Source organism: Tunturiibacter psychrotolerans, assembly GCF_051013365.1.
GTDB classification, from domain to species: Bacteria; Acidobacteriota; Terriglobia; order Terriglobales; family Acidobacteriaceae; genus Edaphobacter; species Edaphobacter psychrotolerans_A.
In genome coordinates this window covers 3,418,095-3,437,038 of record NZ_CP132941.1, presented here as the reverse complement: position 1 = coordinate 3,437,038, position 18,944 = coordinate 3,418,095, and the positions used below count along the sequence as shown (strand labels likewise).

Below are 18,944 nucleotides of genomic sequence, written 5' to 3'. Positions count from 1 at the left end.
ACCGAAAGTAAATCCCGCACTATACTCATGCGTTGACGGTCATCACACGCAGATCTGGCGAAACAAGTAGCCTTGCCTCGGTCCGGGCTTGCACCTCAGCGGCGTCCATCCCATCGGCTACCTCAGTCAACACCAGCCCTTCGGCGCTTACGCGAATCCAACAAAGTTCAGTAACGATGTCATGGACCACGCGCTGTCCAGTCAGCGGGAGTGTGCACTCTTTCAAAATCCTCGATGCTCCATCCTTGGTCTGATGCTCCATCGCAACAATCACGCGACGCGCCCCCGCCACCAGATCCATCGCGCCTCCCATACCCTTCACCATCTTTCCCGGAATCGTCCAGTTTGCGAGGTTGCCATGCTCGTCTACCTGCATCGCTCCAAGAATGCTCATATCCATGTGTCCGCCGCGAATCATCGCAAACGACTCCTCGCTCCCGAAAAACGAACATCCTGGTAGTTCCGTCACTGGCTGTTTCCCTGCGTTGATAAGGTCGGGGTCAGCGCACTCATCGGTCGGGGGCCCGCCGACACCGAGCATTCCATTTTCCGACTGGAACATAACATCGATCCCCGCAGGAACGTATACAGCAATCATAGTCGGCAGTCCGATGCCAAGGTTCACATAAAAACCATCTCGAAACTCTCGCGCGATCCGCCGCGCAATCCGCTCTTTCCCTGTCACGCGGCACCGCCGGACTGGATGAACTTCGACTCAATCGGTTTACGATAAACGCTGCCGACCACAACTCGATTCACATAGATTCCAGGGGTAATGATGTGGTCCGGATCGAGCTCACCTGGTTCGACCAGTTCCTCGATTTCAGCGATCGTTAGCTTCGCGGCGGTCGCCATAACCGGATTGAAGTTTCTAGCGGTCTTCCGATAAACCAAATTACCCAATCGGTCACCCTTCCACGCTTTGATCAACGCAACGTCGGCGTTTAGTGAGTGCTCTAGCACGTAAGTCCGATCTCCGATTTTGCGCGTTTCTTTTCCTTCCGCCACCACTGTTCCCAATCCGGTCGGCACATAAAACGCCGGAACTCCGGCGCCACCCGCGCGAATTCGTTCAGCCAGCGTTCCCTGCGGAATCAGCGTAAGATCAAGCTCTTTCTTCAATACCAAGGCCTCCAGCCGTCGATTTTCGCCAACATAGCTTCCGATGTGTGAAGCAATCATCCCGGCCTCGAGCATCAGTCCCATACCGAAGCCGTCAACGCCCATATTGTTGCTTATCGTGTGTAGCCCGGTTACGCGGCGTTCTACTAGCGCGGCAATCAGATTCTCCGGAATCCCGCAAAGCCCGAAACCTCCAAGCATCACCGTCGCACCGGAAGCGATATCCGCGACTGCTTCATATGCAGTTTGGACAACTTTATTCATCGAAATAATTCCTAGGCTGCTGAGGAAAGAAGCCGCGTCGTTTTATAACCGCTTACTTTGCGTGAGTCGAGAAGGTGAAGGTAGTGGTGCTGTGCCGGACTTCGCCCGGCTTCAACTCGGTCGATGGAAAAGCTGGATGATTCGGCGAATCCGGAAAATGCTGAGTCTCCAGACAGAGCCCGGTGTTTTTCGCATGGCTTTCCTGCGAACTCCCATACGGCGTTCCATCAAGGGAGTTGCCCGTATAAAACTGCACCCCCGGCTCAGTCGTCGTCACGGTCAAAACGCGACCGCTCACAGGATCGTAAACTCGAGCTGCAGTCTTTACCTCTCCGTTCTTACCGCGGAGAACCCAATTATGGTCATATCCGCCGCCGATCTTCAGTTGTTCATTGTCATCGTGAATCCGGGTTCCGATCACAGTCGGCTTACGAAAATCGAATGGTGTACCCTCCACTGAAGCCAGTGTCCCCGTTGGAATCTGCCCCGAATCTACTGGTGTGTACTGATCAGCCGGAATCATCACCTCTTCATCAAGAATCGTGTTCTTCGCATCACCCGACAAATTGAAGTAAGAGTGATTGGTTAAATTGATAACAGTGTCTTTATCTGTAGAGGAACTGTAGTCGATGCGCAATGCACCGTGATGAACCGTGTATCGGACATGAACGGTGAGCGTCCCGGGGTAGCCCTGATCGCCGTCCTTACTTACCAATGTCATCTCGACTCCATCTGCGATGGCCCGCGCTTGCCAAACCATGCGGTCGAAGCCCACCGTGCCCCCATGCAACGAGTTGGCGCCATTATTCGTTGGAATCTGATATTGATGACCATCAAGAGAAAATCTTCCGAACGCAATGCGGTTGCCGTACCGCCCGACAATCGCGCCAAAGTACGTGGACTTATCCGCAACGTAGCCATCCAAAGAGCTATATCCCAACACTACATCGGCAATCTTTCCGTCGCGATCCGGCGTCTTGATCGAAACTACACGCGCCCCAAAGGTCGTAATGCGTGCCTCAATTCCTTCGCTCTTTAACGTATAGAGTTCGACTGCCGTACCGTCCGGTGTGGTCCCGAACGCACTTTTAGTTACCGAGCCATGTGCCGCCATTGCAGTTGTCATGCTAAGCAGCATAATCCTCAGCCATCTCATCGTCATTCTCCCCGTACACTTTCCCACCTGCGGGCGGTATTCGGCCTGTCCTGAAGCAGAATTTCGTCGCTTCGGCAACCCTCGCCACTATACGTGAACCACTGTCTATACGAAACAGCGATAACATTTAACGTCAAGAGTAATCGTAAGAAGGATGACCATGACCACGCAAAACCGGAGGCTTGAGTCAACTCGCACTTCACGCACAGAGTTCAGTCTCAGCATTCGGCAGGCGCAAATCTCAGATCAAGACGAGATCGCAAGAATGTGCGCGTTGCTGTGGCCAGAAACATCCATCGAAGAACACCGCGAAGAAATAGGTCGCCTGCTTACCTCCGGAATGTACGGCATTCTGCCAGCAACAATTCTTACCTGCTATCGCGAGGACGGGACCCTCAACGGTTTTCTTCAGGTAGGACTGCGTTCACACGCCGACGGCTGCGATCCGTCGCAACCCGTTGGCTTCATCGAAGGCTGGTTCGTTTACGAGCACTTCAGAGGTCAGGGTATCGGCACGGCCTTGATGCGTGCTGCGGAGAATTGGGCACGTGATCATGGTTGTAAAGAGATGGCTTCCGATACCTGGATCGACCACACAAGGTCACAGAAAGCCCATGAAGCTCTCGGCTTCGAAATAGTTGATCGATGCGTCAATTTCCGCAAACAGCTTTGAGCATTCCCTAGTCGATTGCTTAGGTAAGTACTAGAGACTTCTCCCGCTCCCACGGCTGCAATACCTTCACCGAAGCCATCCCAGCGGCCGTCGCTGCTTGAATTCCCATCTCCGTGTCTTCAAAAACCAGGCAGTCTTCCGGACTCACCCCAAGCCGCTTCGCTGCGATCAAAAAAGGCTCTGGATCGGGTTTGCTCCGTTCGTAATCCCCCGCACACACCAACGTTTCGAATTTGTCCAGAAGACCGAGCACCTCCAGCGAAGAGGTTACAGAATCCCTTGTACTACCTGATACCACTGCAAATGGGATTTGCCCGTGACTAGATTCGATATGTTCGAGTACTTCCGGCACCGCTTTCAACCCAGGAAGAATCTCGAAGTACAGTGCCTCCTTCCGCTTTGCCACTTCTTCCCCGGGCATCGCCAAGCCATCTCGCACATTCAGCGCGGAGATAATCTCGGATACCGGCATTCCACCCCACGCATAGAACGTCTGTTCTCCAAACTCACAGTTCCATTCCGCCAGAACCCTCTTCCACGCGATGTAATGTAGTGGCATCGAGTCAACAATTGTTCCATCGCAGTCGAATAGATAAGCCTTGAAAGGCCCCTTTGGCAACTTCAACTTCCGAGGCGCAGCTAACATCAATCTCTCCTTGCATCTCATCAGCGCCAAGAGCCAGACGCCCTCGCTCGCGAGAAAATCCAGGGCTTGATAGGCGACCAAGACTTAGATCGCACTATCGCCGCCGCTGAACATTGTGAATCAATCGATTTATTTCAGTTCGCAACCGGCAAAGAAGTACCCAATCTCAAACGCAGCTGTATCCTCAGCGTCTGAACCATGAATAGCATTCTCCCCAATCGACGATGCAAACTTCTTGCGAATCGTGCCCTCATCCGCCTGTGCCGGGTTGGTTGCACCCATCAACTTGCGCAGATCGGCAATCGCGTTATCCTTCTCGAGCACCATCGGAAAAATGGGGCCGCTCGACATAAACTCGGTCAGTTCGCCGAAGAACGGACGCGACGCGTGAACGTAATAGAAGCCTTCAGCCTGCGCCTTCGAAATCGAAAGCCGTTTGATCGAAACAATCTTAAACCCTGCCTTTTCAATCTCGGCCAGAATTGCCGCCGAGTAGCCCTTACGAACTGCGTCCGGCTTGATGATGCTAAATGTGCGTTGTGACAACGTATTTCTCCTAGGTGAGTCTCTATTACTTAGTGTAGAACAAGGCCAGCGAACCGCGCCTGTTCAAGCTTGACTGAAAACTTCTCACTGGAGCATGGATGAATGCGGATGTTCCAAAAGACAGCGTGGATATGGTTTCTGGGCTTCGCCGCGTGGCTTGCGGATGCGTTGCTCAGCCTGCGTCTGCATAACATCCTCCATGCGCGCCTGGCCCTCATGGTCGCTATTGTCTTCTTCACTGCCGGGCTCTTCTATCGCCGTCAAACTTAATCGGTCCGGCATGAACTCATCTTCGTTGCGGATCAAGACTATCGGATTGTCGTGCCGAAATCTGGCTGCCACAACATTCGACGACGCAAAGCCAATTGCTCGGCGATAGAATTGTCGGACGATCTCAGTTACTCCCACGATGATGCCGATGCGAATCCTTCTAACGTTGTTGATACTTCTTTCGATATCATCGCGCGCGCAAATACTCCGGGCGGGCGAGGCGATCAGTCTCATACAGCACCGCTACGCCGCAATGCCCCCACCCAACACAGTGGATACCCTTAAGGCGGGCGATCCGAATACACTCGTCACCGGTATCGCCACAACATTCCTCGACACGATGGAGGTTTTACGTGAGGCGGTCCGTCGTGGGGACAATTTGATTGTCACGCATGAGCCCACCTTCTATAACCACCTCGATGAGACGAAGTTCTTTACCGATGATCCGGTTTACAAAGAGAAGTTGGCGTTCATTGAACAACACCATCTGGTGGTGTTTCGGCTCCATGATGAGATTCATGCTGATACAACCGATCACATCTTAAAGGGGATGTACGAGGAACTCGGCTGGGATAAGTATCCGCATCCGTCTGGGGCCCGTGGACAATATTTTGTAACGATTCCTCGGGTGACACTGGCGGAGTTGTCCAGATCGCTGCAGTCTAAACTTCACATTCAAACACTGCGAGTCGAAGGAGATCCTAATCTTTCTATATCCCATGTGGCATTCCTTCCGGGATCCTCCGGATTAGAGAAGCAGGTTTACGCTCTGCGTCAGCCCGGGGTCGAAGTGTTGATCGCCGGTGAGGCAAGCGAATGGGAGACAGTCGAGTACGTTCGGGATGCCGTAGCGCAGGGTAGGCCTAAGGCGCTGATTTTGCTGGGACACCAGGTATCAGAGGAGCCTGGAATGGAGCGGTGCGCCAAAGATTTGCGGGAGTTGTTTCCTGGGACGCGAGTCGACCATATCGCGGCGGGACAGCCACTATGGAATCCAGACCATGGCCCTGTCACAAAGTCTCCGCAATGATCAGGATTGAGCCAGTACTCGTCAAGCGAACGTGAAGGGGAGATGAGATAGCCCCGACGGCGAGTTAGCTAGGCCGTGGCTGGAGAGCTCATCGATTTCCCGATTGCCCTTCTCTGCGTGTAGCTTGCCGTTGCAATAGAAAACCTGTCTGCCCGGAACGGCGGGGACACGATCGCCCGGTACGACGATACCGACCAGGTTCATTGGGTCGGCTGCGGCAACGGCAATAATTGCGCTGCATTCGCGTGTGCGTGTAGCGCGGAGAGATTCGACGGCCTCGGAAAGGGCATATTGCTCGCCGCCAAAGCCAGAGACGAATCGACCGCCTCTGACCTCGCCACGGGCCTCTAGGCGACGGAGCATATTGAGCAGATCGCGCCACTTGGGAGCGTTGGATTCACCGAGAAGCAGGTCGCGAAAAATAACGCCATAACGGCTGAGCAGTTGACGGGCGAAGGATTCAAGAGCGGTCTCGGTATGGCGGGCGATCTCGATTGCCGTCTGAGAGGTCTGAATTCCCTCGCGAAGCAATGACCATCTACCTACCGAGCTCCGCGCGGTTCGTTTGCCAAGGGCTTCGGTTGTCATGGATTTGCGGCGGGGATCCATGCAGGCGCGGAGTTGGTCGAAGCCGTCAGCAGCTACGACGCCTGCCGTTGCGAGCTCCCATAAAGCTTGCTGAGTTTGTTGCCGAGTGAGGTTAGCAATGCGCTGAATGTCGTTGGCAAAGCAGGCACCGCGTTGCTGGAGGAGTGTTCGGAGTTGTAGAGCTGTGGGACTGAGGGCAACGGCTAGCTTTTCTTCTTCAACACCCTGATCAGCGAGCGCGTATGGGAGCCAGTCCGCAGTCTCGCGGATGTAGAAGGTGATGGGCGCAGCATTGGTGGGTATAACTCGCCGCGGAGAGGAGCCGTCGCCTTTAGACCAAGCTGGATGAGGCGAGATCCGGCCCCAGCCCACGGCTCCTGAGAGACACAGCGAATCTAGCCAGCGGGGGTCGTAGTTGGCTACGCGGGAGGGAAGAAGGGTACGCTCCCACTCGATGGCAGGAGCTTCAAATCCCTCAAGTTGCCGCAGAGCTTCGAAGACGCCCTCTTCACCGGTGAGTTGAGTTTGGGGGGCTAGATGTTGCCAAGTGAGCAGCCAGCGCATAAAGACAACCGGAGGGACTGGCTCAATCTGCTTGCGGAGTGTGGCAACGGTTCGTCGGTGAATGCGTTGGAGAACGCGGCGTTCGCACCACTCAATATCGTGGTCTGTAGCTCCTCCGGCCGACTCTGCCGGCGCGGCATACTCAAACGTTCCGCGTATGAGAAGACCTTGCGTCTCCATACTGAGGAAGGCTTGGAAGATACCGGCAGGTTCGAGGTTTAGAGTGCGAGCGAGAGAGTTAGATGTCGTGGGTCCCGTAATCTGCAACCATCCCTGTACTACCTTTAGGAGGGTTTCTTCTTTTGTAACTGATTTTGGCCCATTATCGACTACCGTTCGCCACAAGGCGGCTACCCAAGGGAGTCGCTCGGTAGCGACCCAGACTTGGCTTCCGGCGCAGTCGATCCTATGCGCGCGACCTGTGCGAGCGAGGCGATCGTAAAAGAGGTGCCAGTCGCGGACATCGGCCGAGTCGAGTACGTGCAAGGGGAGAACTACCAGAGATTGCAGAAGGTCGTGGAGTTCGTGCTCGTCGCGGAGATCGGGCCATATCTCTTTGCGGATGGCGGCAATAGCGACAGGATCTACTTTGCCGGGTTGGTCCGGGTGGTTTCGGCCAAGTGAGGTGGCCCGAGCCCGACGTTCTTCGAGACCGGCTTCGTCTAGATAAGCGTAGGGATTAGCGTTGAGAAGTTCATGGGCAAACGGCGAGGGAGTTGGGGTATCGACCGCCAGGCAACGGATGGAGCCTTCTTTTATCGCGCGAAGAAGATCAATGAGCCCTTCAAGATCCATCGCTTCCTGGAGGACGTCCTGCATGACCTCGTTGACGAGTGGGTGATAGGGAATTTGGATGTCGCCGACAATCGTTTCGAAGCAGGCAGCAGCCTGAGGGAAAACAGAGGCCATGAGATCTTCAGAGCGGGTGCGCTGAATCTGTGGGGCTATGCGTTTGCCTTTTGAAAAGCGGAGTAGTTGTAGACTACGACCCGCAGCCCAACGCCAGCGGTTTTTGAAGATCGGGGAGGCTATGGACGCTTGTTCCAATAGCTCTTTGGCGGTGTGTTCGGTGAGGAACTGGAAGACGTCGGCAAGGGGGAAGCTGTGCTGTTCGGCGAGGGAGATGTTGATTCCGTTGTCGGTGGCAGCGGCCTGCAGCTCAAAGTTGAAGCCGCGGCAGAAGCGTTTGCGTAACGCGAGACCCCAGGCTTTGTTGATACGACCGCCAAAAGGAGCATGAAGAATGAGCTGCATGCCACCGCCATCATCGAAGAAGCGCTCTGCGATGATGATGGTTTTGGAGGGTACAGCACCAAGAGCAGCACGACCTGTGACGATGTACACGATGAGCTGTTGGGCTCCGCTGGCGCAGACGCCGCACTCCTGCATGAGCCAGGCGGTGGCGGCGGCGACTTCGGGTTGTGCGGGGGAGATATAACCTGGGGTGACGTTGGGAGTGAGCGCGGAAATCTGTTCGCGGAGCACACCGACACCGTCAGAGAGGATGGCCGTGCGCTGGGGGGCTTCGCCTTCCCAGAAAGGCAAACTAGGAGGGGCGCCATGGGCGTCTTCGACGAGGACGCGGCCGGTGGCTTCGACGCGCTGAATCCGCCAGCTGGAGGTGCCTAGAAGGATGATGTCGCCTGGACTGGAGTCGACCGCGAAGTGCTCGTCGAGAGTCGCGATCTGTACACCTTCGGGCTGGAGGATGACGCTGTAGAGAGCCGTGTCGGGAATCGCACCTCCGTTGGATATTGCGATCATGCGGGCGCCGCGGCGGGGATGGAGATGGTGCTGGACGCCATCACGAAGAAGATACGCTCCGTAGCGGCCGCGACTCGATTCGATGCCTTCAGTAAGAAGGGTAAGAAGTTCATCGAAGGCTTCGCGGGTGAGATTGCGGTACGGATAGGCACGGCGGAAGACGTCGAAGAGTGCGTCTTCTTCCCAGGATTCGGCCCCACAGGCAGCAACTATCTGCTGCATGAGGACGTCGGCGGGCTGAGGAGGAATTTGTAACTTATCCAGTTCTCCGGCGCGCATCTTTCTGACGAGGGCGGCTTGTTCGAGGAGATCATCACGGGTGGTGGCGAAGAAGCGGCCCTTCGGAATGGCTCCGCGCCAGTGACCGGCACGGCCGACTCGCTGCATGGCCACGGCTACTGCCCGTGTTGTGCTGATCTGGCAGACAAGGTCGATGTCGCCGATGTCGATGCCGAGTTCGAGGGACGCAGTGGCGATGAGAATTTGAATTTCACCATTCTTGAGACGCTGCTCGGCATCGAGGCGCAGGGTGCGAGAGAGCGAGCCGTGATGTGCGGCTACGTGCTCGGGACCAAGGCGCGCGGCGAGTTCGAAGGCGATCTTTTCGACGAGGCGGCGAGTGTTGACAAAGACCAGGGTTGAACGGTGATTCTGAGCGTAGGCGGCAAGCTTGTCGAAGATCTCGGTCCACATATTACTGTTGGTGACAGAGTTTAGCTCGTCGCTTGGAACTTCGATGGCAATGTCGAGCTCGCGACGTTGGCCGACTTGGACAATAGTCGCGGGCTTACGGTCTTCGTGGATGCCAGTTAGGAAGTTGGCAACGAGTTCAATAGGGTTTTGCGTGGCGGAGAGGCCGATCCTTTGGGGCGGAGTGGAGAGGCCGGTGAGGAACTGGCCTGGACTGAGGCAGTTTTCTCCAGTGACGAGGGCGTCTAGGCGCTCGAGTGTGAGGGCGAGGTGGGCACCGCGTTTGTCGTCCGCTACAGCGTGGATCTCGTCGACAATGACTGTGCGGACACGGCGTAGATTCTCTCTGCTCTTGCCGGCAGTGAGGAGGATATAAAGAGATTCGGGAGTAGTGACGAGGATGTGAGGTGGGTTGCGGAGCATGGCGGCACGCTCTTTGGGGAGGGTGTCGCCCGTGCGAACTCCTGTGCGGATCTCGGGGCAAAGATAGCCACGCTCCATTGCAAGTTGTTGAATCTCGGCTAGTGGTGCATCGAGATTTTTCTGAATGTCGTTGGAAAGGGCTTTGAGAGGACTAACGTAAACAACTTGAGTACAGGGTCCGAGTTGACCTGAGAGAGATTGTCGCAGGAGCTGGTCAATGCAGACCAAAAACGCTGCCAGAGTTTTTCCTGATCCAGTGGGTGCTGAGATAAGAGTGGCCTGGCCCGCGAGGATACTCGGCCAGCCGTGGGTCTGGGGTTCGGTGGAGCTGCCAAATTTGGAGAGAAACCACTCGGCGGTGACGGGATGCGCCCAAGCGAGTGATTGAGGGACTTCCCATGGCATTCGCTGATTGTATCTCGGTTTTGTTCGTTCTTTCTTCGCTGCATTATTATCTATATCTTGCTGGTGCCAACATCAGAGGCCGCCGCAACAGTGCTCGATTCGTCAAGGTATTGCTCGATTACTTTTTCTAGCGTTCCCTGGGCGGAGAGGATGAAGTCGATGGCATCCCGGGCGCCCCCAAACCCGCCGGGGTTCGGCGTGACGAAATGGGCTACGGATTTGACCTGCTGTCGGGCATTGGCTGTGGCGATGGCCAGTCCGCATTGGCGTAGTACTGGAAGGTCAACGATGTCATCGCCAACATAGGCTAGTTGGTCGATGGTGTAGCCGGTCTTCTCGAGGATCTCTCTAATGGCGAACATCTTGTGAGATTGGCCTTGGTAGATGAACTCCAGTTTAAGATCATTGGCTCGAATGGCGACAGTTTGGGATTGGCGCTTTGTGATGATGCCGATGCGAAGGCCGCCGAGGCGACCAAGCGAGATACCGAGTCCGTCGTGTGCGGAGAAACCTTTTGTTTCGACGCCGTGACCTTGAGAGTTTGGAATGACAAAGATCTGACCGTCGGTAAGGACTCCATCTACATCGAAGATGAGAACCTTTATATTTTTTGCGCGGGCTTCAGCAGTCATGGGACGATGATAGCCTTACGGCCACCAGCAAGATCCCATGTACCCGGGGGATGACGTTCCAGGAGACCCCAGAGGTGGTGCTCGGGTCATGGCTATTTCATGCTGTAGGGAAACTCGAATACCAGGCCTGCGATGGGCAGCACGATATTCACCAGCCGTGCGTGTTTGTCGCTCTCGAAGTAGACGCGACCGCGAGTTACTTCGTTGGGGGGTAGAGAGGTCGCTTGAAGAGGATGATCGCTTGCGGCCTTGTCCTCAGCTTGCTGTAAGGCCATCTTCTTTGCGTCTGAGTCAGCGTCTGAAACTGCGGGAGTCTGCGCTGGATCAGAGGGGGAGGATATGGAAGATTGTTGGGAGAGGAACGAGGACGCGATTGGGGGCGTGGGGGAGGTCTGATGTTGCGGGGCCGGGGTTGGCGTCGCGGGTAGATCCTTCAGGTCGCTTGGAGGGACGTAGAGGAGAATCTTCGGCTTGGGGGTAAGGACCTCGACGCGGAAGTCTTCGGGTGTGAGGCTTTGGGGCAGGACGGTGTTGTTGGCGATGCTGACGTCGGCGCGGGTGTAGGCGCCTTCATGAGATATGGCGACCATGACGGTGAAACGGGGAGTGGTGATGACTCTGTAGTTTCGGCCGTAGAGGCTCTTGCCGAAGCAGTTGGCGTTTGGCTGGCAGGTGATTACGTTGTCGGGGAGGATAGTTTTTTGGACGCTGGCGGCAAAAGTGAGGGTCGGGGCCAGGAAAAATAGGAGGGAGGCTTGCTGAAGGGGAGTCATGAGTAACCTCCTGCGTGGTCGCAGTGGAGGTAACTTAGCAGTTACCAAATAGGTACTGAATCACCCGAGAGTTGTATCGCGGTTGGTTTGGAGCAAGGCCGGTGTGGTGCTCAAAGTGCGAAGGGTCACAAGTCGACGCGTTGGCGTCTATTTGTAACCCTTCGGCACGTTTTGTTGGCGCGAGGCTGCGCTATCCGGTGGTGCAGCTTATCGCGGGAGATGTCGGATTAGGCGGGCTGGATGTTCGCAGCCTGCTTGCCCTTGGGGCCAGTAGTGATGTCAAACGTTACGCGTTGACCTTCCTGGAGAGACTTGAAGCCACTGGAGTTGATTGCAGAGTAATGCGCGAAGAGATCCTCTCCACCGTCTTCCGGGGTGATGAAGCCAAAACCTTTTGCGTCGTTGAACCACTTAACTGTTCCGTTTGCCATGATGCGTCCTACTTTCATAAGGCGATATTTCGCCATTAGCTATAAGGGTAGCAGGATGTGAGCGAATTTCAATCAATAACGTTACATGTTTCTTCCAAATCCGGCGGGAAACTTCTTCTAAAGAGTGATTTCGCCTCGGCTGGCCTTTTTTTGAACTTCGGTGGCTATACCCCTCCCCCCTCCCCTTGGGGGGTATTTTGCAAGCAAGTCGATTGGATACAACGGTTTAGCGGGGATAGGTGCTGCTAAAATATTGCATATAAAGTACTTACGTGCAAAATACTTGTTTTGTTTGGGTTATGGGATGCCGGACTTGTTCCGTGCCTGAGTTAAGAACACTTGAGGCTGGAAACAACGCGTGCATGGATGTGGCTGCTTGTGGTCCTTTCGTGGTGCGTTTGTGGTCCGTTGTGGACAGGTTAAGTTCGAAGGGCTGCCGCAGCTTTCGCCACAGGCAGCCCTTGGTTTTGATCTCTAATTTAATTGTAGCGAAGTGGGTATAACTCATACGCCAAATTTGATGAAGATTTTTTCGATTATTTTTCGGCGCTGAAAGTTTGGCCCAGGCTCTTAGTCGTTTTTGGGTTTTAGCGGCTAGGATAGGCATTGCGCTTATGACGACTACAAAATCGAGTTCCGTTTTTCTATTGGCAAAGAGCGCTATCACAGGTGCGCTTGGCGGTTTGCTGTTTGGCTTCGACACGGCTGTGATAGCGGGAATTACACATGCTCTGACGGATAAGTATCAACTTTCCCCGGCGAACCTTGGGTTTACGGTTTCGATTGCGCTTTGGGGAACGGTGATTGGGGCGATGACCAGTGGGTCCCTGGGCCAGAAGCTAGGCAGTCGGAAGGCGTTGCGGTGGATGGCGGTGTTGTATGTTGTCTCGGCGCTGGGGTGTGCACTGGCTGGAAGCTGGGGTATGTTTTTGTTCTTCCGTTTTCTTGGCGGGCTTGGAATTGGTGGTTCGTCGGTGTTGGGGCCCGTCTATATTGCAGAGCTTTCGCCGGCGAAGTGGCGGGGGCGGATGGTGGGTCTGTTTCAGATCAACGTGGTTGTGGGGATTTTGCTGGCGTATATGTCGAATGCGATTGTGGCGCATTTTGTGCAGGGTGGGATTCAGTGGCGGGTACAGATTGGAGTGGCGTTTGTTCCAGCGCTGCTCTTCCTGATTATGTTGCTGAGTGTGCCGCAGAGTTCGAGGTGGCTGATTACGCAGAATCGAATTGCAGAGGCTACGTTGACGCTGCAGCGGATGGGATCGCCTGACTCTGAGGCTGAGGTGCAGGAGATTATCGAGTCGATTCGTCAGGAGAGGCTGGAGTCGGCGACGAAGTTATTCTCTGCGCAGAACAGGTTGCCGATCTTTCTGGCGATTTCGATTGGGATGTTCAATCAACTGACGGGGATCAACGCGATTCTTTACTACCTGAACGATATCTTTGCGAGTGCCGGGTTCAGTCAGGTGTCGAGCGATCTGCAGGCGGTAGCGATTGGCGCGATGAACCTGGTGGCGACGCTGGCCGGTGTTTCGCTGATCGATAAAGTCGGGCGCAAGAAGCTGTTGCTGGTGGGTGCGGTTGGCTGTGGCGTGTGCCTTCTGGCGGCCGCAATGATCTTTCAGACTGCGTCTCATCAGCAATACCTGCTGGCGGTGTTGATTGCTTATATTGTCTTCTTTGCGTTCTCGCAGGGAGCGGTGATCTGGGTTTATATCAGCGAGGTGTTTTCGACGAGTGTTCGGTCGAAGGGGCAGAGCCTTGGCTCGTCGGCGCACTGGATTACGAATGCGTTGATTGCGAGTATCTTTCCGGTGCTGGCTCGATATTCGAAGTCGATTCCGTTCTTTTTCTTTGCAGCGATGATGGTGGTGCAGTTTTTGGTGGTGCTGTTGGTTTATCCGGAGACGAAGGGATTTACGTTGGAGTCGATGCAGAAGCATCTGCATGAGAAGGTGAAGCCGGTTCATTGATTGTTGGTTGTTTGAATGCGGATGCAAAAGCAGATCCCCTTCGGGGATGACAACTAGAGAAGCAACTACAACTGCAACCGCAGATCCCTTCGGGATGACAAACAAAAGAACTAGCAACTGCAAGAGCAACTACAACGACGAAAAGGGGATCATCGATGCGGTTAGGGTTGTTTACGCCGATATTCAATGGGTTGACACTGGATGCGTTGCTGGTGGAGTTGAAGAAATATCCGCAGATTGAAACGTTGGAGATTGGCACGGGGGGTTGGCCCGGGAACAGTCATCTCGATTTGGATGCGCTGCTCTCGAGTAAAGAGGCGGCGCGAGCGTATCGCTTGAAGCTGGAGGATGCGGGGCTTTCGATCAGCGCGCTGTCGTGCCATGGGAATCCGGTGCATCCGAAGAAAGAGATTGCTGGGCGAGATGATGAAGTGCTGCGGAAGACGGTGAAGTTGGCAGAGCAGATTCAGGTGCCTGTGGTGGTTACATTTTCTGGTTGCCCGGGTGGGTCGGCGCAGGATGTGACGCCGAACTGGATTACGGCGGCTTGGCCTCCGGAGTTTTCGGATGCGTTGGCTTGGCAGTGGGACGAGCGGCTGATTCCCTACTGGAGGGGTGCGGCTCAGTTTGCGAAGGACGCTGGGGTGAAGATTGCGCTTGAGGCTCATCCGGGATTTTGCGTGTACAACCCGGAGACTGTGTTGAAGCTTAGGGGAGCGGTGGGAGATTCGGTTGGAATCAATTTAGACCCTAGCCATCTTTGGTGGCAGGGGATCGATATTCCTACGGCGATTGCTGCGCTGGGTGTGGCTATCTTTCACTTTCATGCGAAGGATGTGGCGATCCATGGGGCTATGCGGGATATCAATGGCGTGCTCGATACGAAGAGCTATCGCGAGATGGCGAAGCGGTCGTGGTTGTTTCGGTCGGTTGGGTGGGGGCATGACGAGTTGGAGTGGAAGAGGATTGCTTCGGCGCTGCGGCTGGTTGGGTATGACTATGTGATGAGCATTGAGCATGAGGATGCTTTGGCTTCTACGCATGAGGGGCTGTCTTCGGCGATTTCGATGCTTTCGCGGGTGTTGTTGAAAGAGCCTCCTGTAGAGGCTTGGTGGGCTTAGAGGCGCGTGTCCTGCCGGACGGCCCACTGCGCGTGGGGCGGTCACTTCGTGACTTGTATACCGCTTTGCTTGATGCTCCCGTTGGTCGCTTCGAGTTAGAGCGGTGACTCGATTGGGATCGCTCCAGCGCTTTCGACTGCGGTGACTTGTGATCTTTCTTTGTCGGTGAAGGTGATCAGGAACAGAACCAGGACTGCCGCTGAGGCGGATGCGGCGACGATCCAGATGGATTGCCACTGGTGGATCGGTGTCCCGGTTGCTGATGTTGTCGTGTAGCGTTCAACCACTGCTCCTGAGAGCCATGAGCCTACGAACATGCCCGCTCCGTAGGTGATGAAGGTGATGAGGCCCTGTGCGGCTGCGCGGAGGGCTGCGGAGGCCTTGCGGTCGATGTAGATCTGGCCGGTGACAAAAAAGAAGTCGTAACAGATGCCGTGGAGGAGGATGCCGAGCCAGAACATCCAGACTTTGCTGTCCGCGTTGCCGTAGGCGAAGAGGAGATACCGTAGGACCCACGCGGACATGCCGGCGACGAGCATGTATTTGACGCCGAGGCGGCGGAAGAACCAGGGGATGAGAAGCATGCAGAAGAGCTCGGACATTTGGCCGCCGGTCATCTTGCCTGCGGCGTTGTGAACGCCTGATTCGTTGAGGAAGAGGTTGGTGAAGGCGTAGTAGAACTGCAGCGGAATGCAGATGAGGAAGGAAGCGATGGCGAAGACGGCCATGGAGCGCTCGCGAAGGAGAGCGATGGCTTCGCGGGGGAAGATGCTGGAGATGGAGAAGCGGCCTTCGCGGGCTAGGGGTGGCGTGTCGGGGAGGGTGAGGCAGTAGATCGCCATCAAGATGGAGAGAGCGGCAGCTAGTTGCAGGGGGCGTGCGGTTGCTTCGAGGCGGAGAGTGCCGACGAGGAGGCCGGCGGCGATCCAACCGGCAGTGCCGAGGACGCGGATGGGGCCGAACTCGAGTTTGGGGTCGGACATTTGGCGGAAGGCTAGCGAGTTGGTGAGGGCGAGGGTGGGCATGAAGCAGAGGCAGTAGAGAAGGAGGAGTGGGTAGATTTTGTTGAAGGCGATTTGTTGCGAGGCGAGGAAGAGGAGGATGGCGCCGAGGAGATGGAGGGCAGCGAGGACGCGTTGGGTGGCGAAGAGCTTGTCGGCGATGAGGCCGACGAAGAAGGGGGCGATCATGGCGCCGACGGCGGTGGTGCCCGCGGCTAGGCCGATCTGCTGGCCGGTGAAGTGGAGCGAGGAGGCGAGCCAGGTGCCGACGGTGACGTACCAGGCTCCCCAGATGAAGTACTCGAGGAACATCATTGCGCCGAGGCGTGTCCTGATCTGCATGTTCACGTTGGTGTGGTTCCCTTCTTTGCTGCTTGGTGCGCTGCTTGGATTAGGGTAACGCGAAGGCGACGTAGGCTGCTCCCTGCGGGCCTTTGGGGTTACGGGCGTTGCTGGTGGCGATGACGATGTATTGGTGGCCGTCGACCATGTACGTGGCGGGGGTGGCGTTGCCTGCGTAGGGGAGGTCGCCTTGCCAGAGGAGGGCGCCGGTGCGACTGTCGAAGGCGCGGATGGTGTGGTCGAAGTTGGTGGCGGCGATGAAGACGATGCCGCCGGCGGTGACGATGGGGCCACCGTAGTTTTCGGTGCCGGTGTTGGCGAGGCCTTTGGCGGCGAGTTCGGGATAGTTGCCGAGAGGGATCTTCCAGAGATATTTGCCGGTGTTGAGGTCGATGGCGTTGAGGGTGCCCCAGGGGGGCTGGACTGCGGGGTAGCCGTCGGGGTCGAGGAACTTGCGATAGCCGGTGAAGCGGTATTTGGCGAGGCCGCCGGGAGGGGCCAGGGCGGATTCGACTTCTTTTTTGGAGGAGTTGTTGGAGGTGACAGCGGCTTCGACCATGGGGGATGCACTGTCGCCAAGGAAGCGAAGGAGGGAGGCGGTGTCGGCGTCGGTGAGTTTGTGGAAGGACGGCATGCGGCCTTTGCCGTTGTGGATGTTGGCCAGGATTTGCTGGTCGGTTAGGCGGAGGCGGACACCGAGGAGGCCGGGGTAGTTGGAGGGTGCGCCGAGGAGGTCGTCGCCGTGGCAGATGGCGCAGTTTTTGTCGTAGATTTTGGCGCCGGCGATCTCGTTGCGGTTGGCGGATTTTGGGGCGGGGGTTGCTGCTGCGCCGGTGTCGCCGGTTTTTAGATATTCGAGGACGGCGGTGAGACGGGCGGCTTCGACGTTGGGGAAGGAGGGCATGCGGCCCTTGCCGTTGTGGATGATCTCGGTGATCTGGGCGTCGGAGAGACGCTTTTGCTCGTCGATGAGGGATGGGAAGGCTGGGGGATTGCCTTTGCGGTCGCCTCCGTGGCAGATGGAGCATTGGCTTTGGTAGACGTTGGCGCCGAGGCTGCCGCCTTGCTTGTTTTCGGTGAGGCCGCCGGTCCAGACGATGTCGTTGGCGTTGATGTAGATGACGCCGGTTTTGATGTCGACGGCTGAGCCACCCCACTCGGCGCCGCCGTCGAAGCCAGGGAAGACTACGGTTTGCTTGTCGACGGTAAAGGGAACGAAGATGCCGTTGCTGATGAAGGATTTGAACTGCTCGGCTGCCCATGCGTGCGCTTCGGGGGTGCGTGTGGTGAGCATGTCGGCGGTGAGGAGCTGGCGGGCGTAGGGTGCGGGAATCGATGGGACTGGTTGGGTGGGAGCGGCCTTTTCGCCGGGGGCGGTGGAGGCGGGGAATGGCTTTTCTTCAATGGGGAAGAGAGGTCGGCCTGTGGCGCGGTCGAAGAGGAAGAGATAGCCCTGCTTGGTGGTTTGGGCTATGGCGTCTACTTGTTTGCCGTGAGAGCGGACGGTGACGAGGGATGGAGGCGATGGGAAATCGCGGTCCCAGATGTCGTGGTGGACTCCCTGGAAGTGCCAGAGGCGTTGGCCGGTGTTGGCGTCGAGTGCGAGGAGAGTATTGGCGTAGAGATCGTCGCCGATGCGGTCTGCGCCGTAGAAGTCGTTGACTGCGGAACCGGTGGGGGCGTAGACGATGCCGCGTTTTTCATCGAGCGCCATGCCGGTCCAGTTGTTCGCGGCTCCGGTGATCTTCCATGCGTCTTTGGGCCATGTATCGTAGCCGGCTTCTCCGGGGTGAGGGACGGTGTGAAAGATCCAGCGCAGCTTGCCGGTGTGGACGTCGTAGGCGCGGATGTCGCCGCGGAGGGCGGGCTGCGTCTCCGGTGCGCGGAAGCCGACGATGATCATGTCTTTGTAGACGAGGCCGGGAGAGGTGAGAGCGGCAAAGGATTGTGTGACGTTTTCTTCGCCTAGATCTTTGCGGAGGTCGATTTTGCCGCCGTCACCGAAGCTGGAGATGAGTTTTCCAGTTGCGGGGTCGAGCGCGTAAAGATTGCTGAGTAGGCCAGCGAAGAGGATGCTTTGCGTTCCGTCGGTCCAGTAGCTGAGGCCGCGTGTGGGTTGGAGGCCGGGTGTGCCGGTGCTGAAGGTCCAGAGATTTTTCCCGGTGGCGGCGTCGAGCGCGATGACTTTTTGTGTGGGCGTGAAGCCGAAGAGAACTCGTCCGATGATAAGCGGATTGGTCTGGAGGCCGCCGGGCTCTTTGGTATCGAATTTCCACGCAACTTTAAGTTTGTGGACATTGGTGCGGTCGATCTGGTGGAGGGTGGAGTAACGATCGTCTGCGCTTTGTCCACCGTAGACTGGCCAGTCCGTCTGGGTCGCAGCGTGTTTCGCCTGTGCGGTTGCCGCGGGAACAGTGTGGCTTGGGTCGATGAGCGTCAATGCCAGGAGGCCCGCAATAAGAGCGGGGGCGCGCCTGTCTATGGCTCCCCCATGTGCTTGCGACTTCGTGCTTTTCGCTTGGCCCATGAG

At 56.4% G+C, this 18,944-nt stretch carries 16 protein-coding genes; 4 read left to right on the top strand and 12 right to left on the bottom strand.

Annotated features, from left to right (window positions below; genetic code table 11):
• Positions 1 to 25: 25 nt before the first annotated feature.
• The 3 genes from RBB76_RS14225 to RBB76_RS14215 are packed head-to-tail and all read right to left on the bottom strand — an operon-like array spanning position 26 to position 2,512.
• A complete protein-coding gene (locus RBB76_RS14225) occupies positions 26 to 685 on the bottom strand; it encodes a 3-oxoacid CoA-transferase subunit B (protein ID WP_429634515.1) in 660 nt (219 codons plus the stop codon).
• Positions 682 to 1,386: a CoA transferase subunit A gene (locus RBB76_RS14220; RefSeq protein ID WP_429634514.1), complete on the bottom strand. Its 705-nt coding sequence runs from the start codon at positions 1,384 to 1,386 to the stop codon at positions 682 to 684. Before RBB76_RS14220 ends, RBB76_RS14225 begins: the two co-directional genes overlap by 4 nt.
• A 52-nt stretch (positions 1,387 to 1,438) precedes the next feature.
• The gene (locus RBB76_RS14215; RefSeq protein WP_429634513.1) at positions 1,439 to 2,512 is read right to left on the bottom strand and encodes an aldose epimerase family protein; all 1,074 of its coding nucleotides are present in this window, start codon (positions 2,510 to 2,512) and stop codon (positions 1,439 to 1,441) included.
• 190 nt (positions 2,513 to 2,702) lie between these two features.
• Here RBB76_RS14215 and RBB76_RS14210 point away from each other — a divergent pair, with 190 nt between their 5' ends.
• Positions 2,703 to 3,215, top strand: coding sequence for an N-acetyltransferase family protein (locus RBB76_RS14210; RefSeq protein ID WP_429634512.1), 513 nt, complete (start codon positions 2,703 to 2,705; stop codon positions 3,213 to 3,215).
• A gap of 19 nt (positions 3,216 to 3,234) precedes the next feature.
• Here RBB76_RS14210 and RBB76_RS14205 read toward each other — a convergent pair whose 3' ends face one another.
• The 3 genes from RBB76_RS14205 to RBB76_RS14195 form a co-directional block, all read right to left on the bottom strand.
• Entirely contained in the window at positions 3,235 to 3,861 is a 627-nt protein-coding gene (locus tag RBB76_RS14205) for an HAD family hydrolase (protein WP_429634511.1), read from the bottom strand.
• 129 nt (positions 3,862 to 3,990) lie between these two features.
• Positions 3,991 to 4,407, bottom strand: a complete 417-nt coding sequence (gene ndk, locus RBB76_RS14200) for a nucleoside-diphosphate kinase (RefSeq protein WP_429634510.1) — start codon at positions 4,405 to 4,407, stop codon at positions 3,991 to 3,993.
• A gap of 84 nt (positions 4,408 to 4,491) precedes the next feature.
• A complete protein-coding gene (locus tag RBB76_RS14195; protein ID WP_429634509.1) occupies positions 4,492 to 4,911 on the bottom strand; it encodes a hypothetical protein in 420 nt (139 codons plus the stop codon).
• A 19-nt stretch (positions 4,912 to 4,930) separates the two neighbouring features.
• Between RBB76_RS14195 and RBB76_RS14190 the strand changes: the two genes are divergently transcribed.
• Positions 4,931 to 5,707, top strand: coding sequence for a Nif3-like dinuclear metal center hexameric protein (locus tag RBB76_RS14190; RefSeq protein WP_429634508.1), 777 nt, complete (start codon positions 4,931 to 4,933; stop codon positions 5,705 to 5,707).
• Positions 5,708 to 5,728: 21 nt separating this feature from the next.
• On the opposite strand, the gene RBB76_RS14185 is transcribed toward RBB76_RS14190, so the two are convergent.
• From RBB76_RS14185 to RBB76_RS14170, 4 genes are all read right to left on the bottom strand, one after another.
• The gene (locus RBB76_RS14185; RefSeq protein WP_429634507.1) at positions 5,729 to 10,141 is read right to left on the bottom strand and encodes a DEAD/DEAH box helicase; all 4,413 of its coding nucleotides are present in this window, start codon (positions 10,139 to 10,141) and stop codon (positions 5,729 to 5,731) included.
• 50 nt (positions 10,142 to 10,191) lie between these two features.
• Positions 10,192 to 10,773 (bottom strand): KdsC family phosphatase, encoded by a 582-nt coding sequence (locus tag RBB76_RS14180; protein WP_429634506.1) that lies wholly within the window; start codon positions 10,771 to 10,773, stop codon positions 10,192 to 10,194.
• A 92-nt stretch (positions 10,774 to 10,865) separates the two neighbouring features.
• The gene (locus RBB76_RS14175; protein WP_429634505.1) at positions 10,866 to 11,546 is read right to left on the bottom strand and encodes a hypothetical protein; all 681 of its coding nucleotides are present in this window, start codon (positions 11,544 to 11,546) and stop codon (positions 10,866 to 10,868) included.
• A 227-nt stretch (positions 11,547 to 11,773) separates the two neighbouring features.
• Complete coding sequence (locus RBB76_RS14170) at positions 11,774 to 11,977, bottom strand: cold-shock protein (protein ID WP_020712649.1); 204 nt, start codon at positions 11,975 to 11,977, stop codon at positions 11,774 to 11,776.
• A 614-nt stretch (positions 11,978 to 12,591) separates the two neighbouring features.
• On the opposite strand from RBB76_RS14170, the gene RBB76_RS14165 reads away from it, so the two are divergent.
• Together RBB76_RS14165 and RBB76_RS14160 are read left to right on the top strand one after the other, a co-directional pair.
• The gene (locus RBB76_RS14165) at positions 12,592 to 13,950 is read left to right on the top strand and encodes a sugar porter family MFS transporter (protein ID WP_429634504.1); all 1,359 of its coding nucleotides are present in this window, start codon (positions 12,592 to 12,594) and stop codon (positions 13,948 to 13,950) included.
• Positions 13,951 to 14,105: 155 nt separating this feature from the next.
• Complete coding sequence (locus tag RBB76_RS14160; protein WP_429634503.1) at positions 14,106 to 15,071, top strand: sugar phosphate isomerase/epimerase family protein; 966 nt, start codon at positions 14,106 to 14,108, stop codon at positions 15,069 to 15,071.
• 95 nt (positions 15,072 to 15,166) lie between these two features.
• Here the strand turns inward: RBB76_RS14160 and RBB76_RS14155 are convergent, their stop codons facing one another.
• A complete protein-coding gene (locus tag RBB76_RS14155) occupies positions 15,167 to 16,414 on the bottom strand; it encodes a nucleoside permease (RefSeq protein ID WP_429634523.1) in 1,248 nt (415 codons plus the stop codon).
• Between the two features lie 49 nt (positions 16,415 to 16,463).
• The gene (locus RBB76_RS14150) at positions 16,464 to 18,941 is read right to left on the bottom strand and encodes a c-type cytochrome (protein WP_429634502.1); all 2,478 of its coding nucleotides are present in this window, start codon (positions 18,939 to 18,941) and stop codon (positions 16,464 to 16,466) included.
• Positions 18,942 to 18,944 lie beyond the last annotated feature (3 nt).